Here is a 9,510-nt window from a genome sequence, read left to right on the forward strand (position 1 = left end):
GTGAGCTTGAGGATCGTTGTCACCGTGAAGTACGTGCCCGACGCCACTGGCGACCGGCACTTCGCCGATGACCTGACCGTCGACCGGGACGACGTGGACGGTCTGCTCTCCGAGCTCGACGAGTACGCGGTCGAGCAGGCGCTGCAGATCTCCGAGAACTCCGACGACGACGTGGAGATCACCGTTCTGACGGTGGGCCCCGAGGACGCCAAGGACGCGCTGCGCAAGGCGCTGTCCATGGGTGCCGACAAGGCGATCCATGTCGAGGACGACGACCTGCACGGCACCGACGCCCTCGGCACCTCGCTGGTGCTGGCCAAGGCGATCGAGAAGGCCGGCTACGACCTGGTCATCTCCGGCATGGCCTCCACCGACGGCACCATGGGCGTCGTACCCGCCCTGCTGGCCGAGCGCCTGGGCGTCCCGCAGGTCACCCTGCTGTCCGAGGTCTCCGTCGAGGACGGCACGGTCAAGGGCCGCCGGGACGGCGACGCCGCCTCCGAGCAGCTCGAGGCGTCGCTGCCGGCCGTCGTGTCGGTCACCGACCAGTCGGGTGAGGCGCGCTACCCGTCCTTCAAGGGCATCATGGCCGCCAAGAAGAAGCCGGTGGAGTCCTGGGACCTGTCCGACCTGGACATCGAGGCCGAGGAGGTCGGTCTCGGGGGTGCCTACACCGTCGTCGACGCCGCGGCCGAGCGCCCGGCCCGTACCGCCGGCACGATCGTCAAGGACGAGGGCGAGGGCGGCAAGCAGCTCGCTGAGTTCCTCGCGAGCCAGAAGTTCATCTAAGGGGCGCCGGCCCGCTTGAGGCTCAACACCCCTTCCGCCCCTTAAGACTTCGCAATTTCCGCAGGAGAGCATTCCCATGGCTGAAGTTCTCGTCTACGTCGACCACGTGGACGGTGCCGTCCGCAAGCCCACCCTGGAGCTGCTGACCCTGGCCCGCCGCATCGGCGAGCCCGTGGCCGTCGCGCTGGGCAACGGCGCCGCCGACACCGCCGCCACGCTCGCCGAGCACGGCGCGGTCAAGGTCCTCACCCACGAGGCGTCAGAGTACGCCGACTACCTGGTCGTCCCGAAGGTCGAGGCCCTGCAGGCCGCGGTCGAGGCCGTCTCCCCGGCCGCCGTCCTGGTTCCGTCCTCCGCGGAGGGCAAGGAGATCGCCGCGCGTCTGGCGCTGCGCATCGGCTCCGGCATCATCACCGACGCCGTCGACCTGGAGGCCGGCGACGAGGGCCCGGTGGCCACCCAGTCGGTGTTCGCCGCTTCCTTCACCACCAAGTCCCGTGTCTCCAAGGGCACCCCGGTCATCACGGTCAAGCCGAACTCGGCCGCCGTGGAGGCCGCCCCGGCCGCCGGCGCGGTCGAGGCCCTGTCCGTCACCTTCTCCGCGCAGGCCACCGGCACCAAGGTCACCGGCCGCACGCCGCGTGAGTCGACCGGTCGTCCGGAGCTGACCGAGGCCGCGATCGTGGTCTCCGGTGGCCGTGGCGTCAACGGCGCGGAGAACTTCGCGATCATCGAGGCCCTCGCCGACTCGCTCGGTGCGGCCGTCGGTGCCTCGCGTGCCGCGGTGGACGCGGGCTGGTACCCGCACACCAACCAGGTCGGCCAGACCGGCAAGTCGGTCTCGCCGCAGCTGTACATCGCCTCCGGCATCTCCGGCGCCATCCAGCACCGCGCCGGTATGCAGACCTCGAAGACGATCGTGGCGATCAACAAGGACGCCGAGGCCCCGATCTTCGACCTGGTCGACTACGGCGTCGTCGGCGACCTGTTCGACGTCGTCCCGGCGCTGACCGAGGAGATCAAGACCCGCAAGGGCTGATCCCACCCCGGGCTGAACGAGGCCCCCGTGACCGTGTCGACGGTCACGGGGGCCTCGTCTCATGCCGGGCTCAGGTCATGCCAGGCTCAGGAAGGCCTGCACGGGCAGGTGGTCGCTCGGGAACTGGCCGTCGTCGGAGAACGTGTTGATCGCCGCCCGGTGCGCCGTCACGCCGGGGGTGGACAGGATCCAGTCGATGCGGTCGCCGTGCGGCGTCAGCGGCTTGTAGCCGTGGAAGGTCGCGTACAGCGCGCTGCGCTCGCGTGCGGTGTCCCAGGTGTCGACGAGGCCGGCGCCGAGCAGAGTGTCGTACACCGCGTTCTTGTGGGCGGCGACATTGAAGTCCCCGGTCACCACGACCGGCAGGGAGCGGTCGAACCCGGCGATCCGCTCGGCGATGAGCGAGGCGCTGCGCTCGCGCGCGTACTGGCTCGCATGGTCGAAGTGGGTGTTGAGGACGTAGAACTCCCGTCCGCCGTCGGCCAGATCGCGGAAGCGGACCCAGGTGACCATGCGGGCGAAGGTCGCCCCCAGGTGTTGGAGCCGATCACACTCGGGGTGTCGGAGAGCCAGAAGTGGTCGTACCCGGTCGGGCGCAGGCGACGGGAGTCGTAGAAGATCGCCATGGATTCGTCGCTGCTGCCGTGCAGTCGGCCGGTGCCCACCCAGTCGTAGTGCGGGCCGAGGTCGGAGTCGATGTCGAGCAGCTGCGAGAACACGCCCTCCTGGGTGCCGATGACGTGCGGGGCCTCCTGACGCAGCAGCTCGCGCATCACCGGTCTGCGCACGGCCCAGCTGTTGGGCTCGGTGGTGCTCGCGAAGCGCAGGTTGAAGGACATGGCCTGGAGGTGCCGGCGGGCCGGACGTTCACCGGCCGAGGCGGACGACGTCGGCAGTGCTGTACTGGAGAGAGGTGCGGTGACCGCCGCGGCTAACGCGGCCTTCAGGCCCAGACGGCGCGTGACTCGGCTGTGGTTCGGCACTTCGGGCTCCTTCGGTGGGAACGGCCGGACGAGTCGTGCGGGGCGTGCGTATGGAAGTGTGATACCGCGTCCTGAGATGGGCGTGAACATGGCGAGATGGTGGAGTGACTCCCCGTGGACACGGTGTTGACCAGGAGGAAGGTCCCCGGATAGCTTCGTTCTACGGAATGTTGATTTCGTATGGCGGAAATCAGGAGGATGTGGGATGGGTCAGGGCCAGCAGGAGAAGGTGGCGACGAGCCTCGCGGGCGCCGTCAGCGAGGAGATCAGCGCCTCCCTCGCGCCGGTCGACGCCGAACTGGAGCGCCGCTACCCGGGAGACCCGGGCACCCGCCAGCCCGTGCACACCGTCTACGTCCCCGGCGACGTCTTCGCCGCCGACACCGTCCGCTCCTGGGGCGACCAGGCCCTCGCACTCCTCGACGAACACGCCCCGGACGCCGCGTCCTTCGCCGCCGTCCTCGGCCTGTCCGACGAACTCGCCGAGCCCGTCTACGCGCGCGTGCGCGCCAAGCTGGAGCGTGAGCCCATCGAGGACCTGCGCGTCGACTTCGAGGACGGCTACGGCCCCCGCCCGGACGCCGAGGAGGACGAGGCGGCCGCCCGCGCGGCACGGCTGATCGCCCAGGCGTACGAGAACGGCACGGCGGCCCCGTACATGGGCATCCGCATGAAGTGCATGGAGGCGCCCGTACGGGACCGGGGCATCCGCACCCTCGACATCTTCCTCACCGGCCTGATGGAGGCCGGCGGCCTGCCCGACGGGCTGGTGCTCACGCTGCCGAAGGTGACGTACTCCGAGCAGGTCACCGCGATGGTCCGGCTCCTGGAGGAGTTCGAGAAGGCGCGCGGGGTGGAGCCCGGCAGGATCGGCTTCGAGATCCAGATCGAGACCAGCCAGTCCATCCTCGCCACCGACGGCACCGCCACCGTCGCCCGGATGATCCAGGCCGCCGAGGGCCGCGCCACGGGCCTGCACTACGGCACCTTCGACTACAGCGCCTGCCTCGGCGTCTCCGCCGCCTACCAGGCCAGCGACCACCCGGCCGCCGACCACGCCAAGGCGATCATGCAGGTCGCGGCGGCGGGCACCGGCGTACGCGTCTCCGACGGCTCGACGAACGTCCTGCCGGTCGGCCCGACCGCCAAGGTCCACGACGCCTGGCGACTGCACTACGGCCTCACCCGCCGCGCCCTGGGCCGCGCCTACTACCAGGGCTGGGACATGCACCCCGGCCACATCCCGACCCGGTACGCGGCCGTCTTCGCCTTCTATCGCGAGGGCTTCGAGCAGGCGGCGGCCCGTCTCGCCCGGTACGCGGGCCGCTTCGGCGGCGACGTCATGGACGAGCCCGCCACCGCCAAGGCCCTCAGCGGCTATCTGCTGCGCGGCCTGGACTGCGGCGCCCTCGACATCGCCGAGGTCGCCCGGCTGACCGGTCTGACCCGTGCCGATCTGGAGGGATTCGCGGCGCCCCGGCGCGGCGACCTGACGGTCTCCGCCAAGTAGCGGGCCGGTCACAGTCGCAACCACCCGATGGCGTTGTCACCCCTGCCCCGTAGTCTGTACGCCACGCATTGACCAGCCACAGGTGTCACAGGAACGGGGCAGCGGTGTCTTCGGGGGAGTACGGACAGGCGGACGAGGCCGGTCGGCTGCTGGCCGGGCGCTATCGCGTCGTGGCGCAGCTCGGGCGCGGTGGCATGGGCGTGGTCTGGCGGGCCCTCGACGAGGTCCTCGGCCGCGAGGTCGCCGTCAAGGAGCTGCGCACCTACACCGATGCCGACGGTCCCGAACTCGCGGATCTGCGGCTGCGAATGCAACGCGAGGCCCGGGCCGCGGCCCGGGTGCGGCATCCCGGAGTCGTGGCGGTGCACGACGTCACCGAGGTCGACGGACGCCCGCTGATCGTCATGGAGCTGGTCGACGGTCCGTCCCTGGACGACGTGCTGCGCGAGCGCGGCACCCTCGACCCGCGCGAGGCGGCCGGCATCGGCGCCAAGGTCATGGAGGCGCTGACCGCCGCCCACGAGGTCGGCGTCCTGCACCGTGACGTGAAGCCGGGCAACATCCTGCTCGACCGTTCCGGCCGCGTGGTCCTGACCGACTTCGGCATCGCCGCCATGGAGGACCCGGGCGACGGCGAGGCCACCCGCCTCACCCACAGCGGCGCACTCGTCGGTTCCCTCGACTACTTGGCCCCCGAGCGCGCCCAGGGCGTCGAACCGGGCCCTGCCTCCGACATATGGGCCCTGGGCGCCACGCTGTACGCGGCCGTCGAGGGCTCGGCGCCCTTCCGCCGTACGTCGACGTTCTCCACGCTCACCGCGATCGTCACCGAACCACTGCCGGAGCCTCACCGCGCCGGGCCGCTCGGCCCCGTCCTGCAACGGCTGATGGACAAGCGACCCGAGTCTCGCCCCGAGGCCGACGAGGCGCGGGCACTCCTGCAGGCAGTGGCGGAGTCGGGCGACACGGACTCGCAGACGGCCGCGCTGCGGGGGCCGACGGGCGCCGGGCCCGCGCGGGAGGCGACGGAGCTCAGCGTTCCGTCGGCGCCGCCGGCCGGCGGCCCACCGGAGGCAGCGGGTCCGCACGGACCGGGATTCGGTTCACCGGGGCCGACAGGCCCTGCCGGGCAGGCAGTCGGCGGCCAGGGGCAAGGTGCGCCGGGCCCTCAGGGCTCGGACACGCCGGGGCAGGGTGTGCCTGCGTCGGACCTGCCCGGGGCGCCGCGCTTCACGCCTGCCGGACAGGCCGTGCAGGGAGCGCAAGGGCCCGCCACTCCTGGACAAGGCACGCCGCCGGCACAGGGCGGCTTCGGCGCCGTCGGCCACCCCGGCTCGGCCGTCCACGGACACGGCACCCCGGCGCAGCCGTCCGCATCGCCGTACGGCAGTGCCCCGATGCCGTCCGCCCCGCACGCCTTCGGCAACCCCACCCCACCGCCGCAGGGCCCGGAAGCCACCGGCCCCATGGTCACGTCCTCCACCACGCCCACCCGGCGCAAGGGCCGGGCCCTGCTCGCCGCAGCCGCCGTGACGGTCGTCCTCGCGGCAGCCGGAGGCGCGGTCGCCCTGCTGAACGACAAGGGCGACGCCAAGGCCGAGGCGCAGGCCACGTCGTCCGCCACCTCCGAGGGCGCGTCCGCTCCGGCGACCGGCAGCCCCGACGCCGATCGGTCCGGCGGCTCCGGCCTCACCGACAAAGACGACGACGAGAAGACCCCCGGCGCCACCAAGACCCCGAGCCGCACGGCGGAGGCCGAGCCAGACGATCGGCCCACCACCTCGTCCCCGACCAAGACCTCGGACGGCGGCGGCACCAGCGGCGGTACCACGGGCGGCGGTTCCGGAGACGGCGGTACGACCGGCGGCGGAACCACGGGCGGGGGCGGCAGCACACCTACCGCGTCCTGCTCCTCCATCGGCGGCGGCAAGTACAACTGCCAGGTCTGGAAGCAAGCCAAGTCCTACACCGCCTCCGGCACCGAGGTCGGCGTCCTCAACGCGGGCACCAACTACTTCTACTGCCAGCAGAACCTGGGCCGCCGCGAGACATACGGCGAGTGGACCAACGTCTGGTGGGCCAAGACGGACGACGACAGCGGCAACACCAACGTCTTCATCAGCGACGTCTACATCGAGGGCGGCAACAACGACGAGCCGGTGCCCGGACTCCCGGTCTGCTGAAGCCGTACGTACTTCTCCAGACCGGAGACCGTCACCAGCTTCTCCTCCGCCAAGAGCCGGGTGCCCCGCTCACACAGCAGCGCGTCGGCACGCGCCCGCGCGACGAACTCCTCGGGCGTGACACCGAACAGCTCCCGTAAGCGGGCCGACGTCCCGAGGAGTTCGGTGAGCAGGGCCCGCTGGCCCGGGTGGGTGCGGGGCCCGCCGTTCCCGTCGTGGAGCACCCCGTGGCGGTTGACGTACGCGAAGGCACCCGGGAGCGTCGTGCCGTCCGCCAGGGTGATCCGGACGTCGGGCGCGGCCAGCCAGCCGCGGCTGTAGTTGCCGTTCGGCAGCGGCACGCCCTCGCTCGCGTCGATGACCGCCAACTGCTCGGCATCGAGCCAGGTGAGGAACAACTCCCGTACGACAGCGGGTGCGTTGAAGGGGGAGGCCGACACGTATCCCATGCGGCTCACATGCGCGGAGACGCCGACCTCGATGCCCGTGACCTGTGCCTTCACCATCGGGATGGGAGCCGTGATCCCGAACTCGGCCATCTTGTGCCGGAGTTGGCCGGGACAGGCGTTGGAGCCGACCGCGAGCACGGGCGTTCGGTCGTCGTACACCAGGCGGTCCAGGGGCAGCAGTCGGTTCCCGTCGAGGAGGCCGGAGTCCTCGGGCCACGCGCCCGGGTAGAGCAGGGGATGCTCGCGCGGCGCCTCGGCCAGGCCCTGCGCCTCGAGTGTGCGGTCCTCCACGGGCCGCTCAGTCCGCCGGCGGCAGCTCGCCCGAGCCGCGGGTGATGAGCCGCGTCGGCAGCTCGATGCGCTCCGGGGTGACCAGGGTGCCGTCCAGCTGGCGGAACAGGCGCTCGGCGGCGGTACGGCCGATCGCCGCCGCGTCCTGGGCGACGACGGTGACACCCGGCTGCAGCAGGTCGGCGAGTTCGATGTCGTCGAAGCCGACGAGGGCGACGTGGCGGGTCTGCTCGGCCAGGACACGGATCACGGTGACCGTCACCCGGTTGTTGCCCGCGAAGATCGCGGTGACGGGGGAGGGGCCGGTGAGCATCTCCTCGGCCGCCCGGCGCACCCGCTCCGGGTCGGTGACGCCCAGGGACATCCAGGAGTCCTCCACCGGTATGCCCGCGTCCTCCATGGCGGCCCGATAGCCGCGCAGCCGCTCGGCGGCCGTGTGGATGCGGGGCATGTCGCCGATGAAGCCGATCCGGCGGTGGCCGTGGGCGATGAGATGGGCGACGCCGTCACGGGCGCCGCCGTAGTTGTCGGACAGGACGCAGTCGGCGTCGATCTTCCCGGCCGGTCGGTCGACGAAGACCGTCGCGACGCCCGCCTTGAGCTCGGGTTCCAGGTACCGGTGGTCGTCACCGGCCGGAATGATCACCAGCCCGTCCACCCGCCGCGCGCACAGCGCCAGCGCCAGTTCCTGCTCGCGGTCCGGGTCCTCGGCGCTGGAGCCGTTGATGAGCAGCGCGCCATGCGCCCGCGCCACCTCCTCGACCGCCCGGCTGAGCGGGCCGTAGAAGGGGTCCGCGAGATCCTCCAGGACCAGGCCGATGCTCGCCGTACGGCCCTTGCGCAGCACCCGCGCGCTGTCGTTGCGGCGGAAGCCCAGCGCGTCGATGGCCTCCTGGACGCGGCGCTCCGTCTCCGGCGTGACGCCCGGCTCCCCGTTGACCACGCGCGAGACGGTCTTCAGGCCGACTCCGGCACGCGCCGCGACGTCCTTCATGGTCGGACGGTTGCCGTAGCGGTTCTCGGAGAGACGGTCGGATCGGCGGATGGTCTCGGGCACGATGCGGTGTCCTGTCCTGTCGTCCACGGGGATGCGTCGGTCCATGGGTTTGTATGAGGATGTGGCGTCGACAATAGACCCTGGACAACGTTGTCAGATCCAGGGGACACTGTCCACCGCAATCTCCGGCCTGCGCCCCCACCGCGAGACCGGCTCGCCCATTTCCCGTGGTTGACGGGGAGATCCGAATGGTTGACGGGGAGAACTGACACTGATGCACACCGACCTCGTGGCTGCGCTCGACATCGGCGGCACCAAGATCGCCGGAGCGCTGGTGGACGGCCACGGCACGATCGCGGTCCGGGCCCAGCGCGCGACGCCGGCGCGGGAGGACGGCGAGACAGTGATGCGGGCCGTCGAGGAGGTCGTCGGTGAGCTCACCGCATCGCCCCTGTGGGAGCGCGCCACCGCCCTCGGCATCGGCAGCGCGGGACCGGTGGACGCCTCCGCGGGCACGGTGAGTCCGGTGAACGTGCCCGGCTGGCGCGACTATCCGCTGGTCCGGCGCGTCCGGGAAGCGGCCGGCGGCCTGCCCGTGGAGCTGATCGGCGACGGCGTGGCCATCACGGCGGCGGAGCACTGGCAGGGAGCCGCCCGGGGACACGACAACGCGCTCTGCATGGTCGTCTCCACCGGTGTCGGCGGCGGTCTGGTGCTGAACGGCCGGCTCCACCCCGGCCCCACCGGCAACGCCGGCCACATCGGCCACATCAGCGTCGACCTCGACGGCGACCCGTGCCCGTGCGGTTCGCGCGGCTGCGTGGAGCGCATCGCGAGCGGGCCCAACATCGCCCGGCGGGCCCTCGAGAACGGCTGGCGGCCCGGCCCGGACGGCGACACGTCCGCGGCCGCGGTGGCCGCCGCCGCACGGGACGGCGACCCCGTCGCCGTGGCCTCCTTCGAGCGCGCCGCGCAGGCCCTGGCCGCCGGGATCGCGGCCACCGCGACCCTCGTCGAGATCGACATCGCCGTCATCGGCGGGGGAGTGGGCAAGGCGGGCGACGTCCTCTTCACACCGCTGCGCAAGGCGCTCTGCGACTACGCCACCCTGTCCTTCGTCCAGCGCCTGACGATCACGCCGGCCCAGATGGGAACGGACGCCGGCCTGGTCGGCGCCGCCGCGGCCGCGCTCGCCGGGAAGACGGACGCGACTGCGGCGGGGGTGTGAGGGGGCGCGGGTGGGGCAGGAACGTTCACTCGGTGGAGTGG

The 9,510-nt window shown here is 72.0% G+C and carries 7 protein-coding genes and 1 pseudogene; 5 read left to right on the forward strand and 3 right to left on the reverse strand.

Annotated elements, in window-relative coordinates:
- Together ADL12_RS04180 and ADL12_RS04185 are read left to right on the forward strand one after the other, a co-directional pair.
- Complete coding sequence (locus ADL12_RS04180) at positions 1-789, forward strand: electron transfer flavoprotein subunit beta/FixA family protein (protein ID WP_062698589.1); 789 nt, start codon at positions 1-3, stop codon at positions 787-789.
- 76 nt (positions 790-865) lie between these two features.
- Complete coding sequence (locus tag ADL12_RS04185) at positions 866-1,828, forward strand: electron transfer flavoprotein subunit alpha/FixB family protein (protein WP_062698590.1); 963 nt, start codon at positions 866-868, stop codon at positions 1,826-1,828.
- Positions 1,829-1,903: 75 nt separating this feature from the next.
- On the opposite strand, the pseudogene ADL12_RS04190 reads toward ADL12_RS04185, so the two are convergent.
- Positions 1,904-2,811, reverse strand: a pseudogene (locus tag ADL12_RS04190) (endonuclease/exonuclease/phosphatase family protein).
- 205 nt (positions 2,812-3,016) lie between these two features.
- Here ADL12_RS04190 and ADL12_RS04195 point away from each other — a divergent pair.
- Both ADL12_RS04195 and ADL12_RS04200 read left to right on the forward strand, forming a co-directional pair.
- Positions 3,017-4,321, forward strand: a complete 1,305-nt coding sequence (locus ADL12_RS04195; RefSeq protein ID WP_062698591.1) for a DUF6986 family protein — start codon at positions 3,017-3,019, stop codon at positions 4,319-4,321.
- A gap of 104 nt (positions 4,322-4,425) precedes the next feature.
- Entirely contained in the window at positions 4,426-6,504 is a 2,079-nt protein-coding gene (locus ADL12_RS04200; RefSeq protein WP_062698592.1) for a serine/threonine-protein kinase, read from the forward strand.
- Here ADL12_RS04200 and ADL12_RS04205 read toward each other — a convergent pair.
- Both ADL12_RS04205 and ADL12_RS04210 read right to left on the reverse strand, forming a co-directional pair.
- On the reverse strand, positions 6,450-7,244 hold the full coding sequence (locus tag ADL12_RS04205; RefSeq protein ID WP_062698593.1) for a hypothetical protein: 795 nt from the start codon (positions 7,242-7,244) through the stop codon (positions 6,450-6,452). The two genes, ADL12_RS04200 and ADL12_RS04205, sit on opposite strands and share 55 nt — an antisense overlap.
- A gap of 7 nt (positions 7,245-7,251) precedes the next feature.
- Positions 7,252-8,346 carry a LacI family DNA-binding transcriptional regulator gene (locus ADL12_RS04210; protein WP_208614467.1) on the reverse strand — a complete coding sequence of 365 codons (1,095 nt, stop codon included), beginning with the start codon at positions 8,344-8,346 and terminating at the stop codon, positions 7,252-7,254.
- Positions 8,347-8,515: 169 nt separating this feature from the next.
- Between ADL12_RS04210 and ADL12_RS04215 the strand changes: the two genes are divergently transcribed.
- Entirely contained in the window at positions 8,516-9,469 is a 954-nt protein-coding gene (locus tag ADL12_RS04215) for an ROK family protein (RefSeq protein WP_062698600.1), read from the forward strand.
- The last annotated feature ends 41 nt before the right edge of the window (positions 9,470-9,510 follow it).

This window comes from Streptomyces regalis (assembly GCF_001509475.1).
GTDB lineage: Bacteria > Actinomycetota > Actinomycetes > Streptomycetales > Streptomycetaceae > Streptomyces > Streptomyces regalis.

What these genes read in the sequence shown, in the direction of transcription:
- ADL12_RS04215 (WP_062698600.1), top strand. Translation starts at nt 8,516, where the DNA reads ATGCACACCGACCTCGTGGCTGCGCTCGACATCGGCGGCACCAAGATC.
- ADL12_RS04185 (WP_062698590.1), top strand. Translation starts at nt 866, where the DNA reads ATGGCTGAAGTTCTCGTCTACGTCGACCACGTGGACGGTGCCGTCCGC.
- ADL12_RS04195 (WP_062698591.1), top strand. Translation starts at nt 3,017, where the DNA reads ATGGGTCAGGGCCAGCAGGAGAAGGTGGCGACGAGCCTCGCGGGCGCC.
- ADL12_RS04210 (WP_208614467.1), bottom strand. Translation starts at nt 8,346, where the DNA reads ATGGACCGACGCATCCCCGTGGACGACAGGACAGGACACCGCATCGTG.